Genomic DNA, 206 nt, shown 5'->3' on the forward strand with positions numbered 1-206 from the left:
CCGATAGTGAACCAGTACCGTGAGGGAAAGGCGAAAAGAACCCCTGTGAGGGGAGTGAAATAGAACCTGAAACCGTGTACGTACAAGCAGTAGGAGCAGGCTTTGTCCTGTGACTGCGTACCTTTTGTATAATGGGTCAGCGACTTATATTCAGTGGCAAGGTTAACCATCTAGGGGAGCCGTAGGGAAACCGAGTCTTAACTGGG

Annotated in this window: 1 rRNA gene; it reads left to right on the forward strand. The window is 50.0% G+C overall.

Annotated features, from left to right (window positions below):
• Positions 1-206: ribosomal RNA gene (locus IQP38_RS26090) — 23S ribosomal RNA — on the forward strand; the annotation flags it as partial.

This window comes from Vibrio sp. OPT41 (assembly GCF_015163595.1).
In the GTDB taxonomy this organism is placed as follows: Bacteria; Pseudomonadota; Gammaproteobacteria; order Enterobacterales; family Vibrionaceae; genus Vibrio; species Vibrio alginolyticus.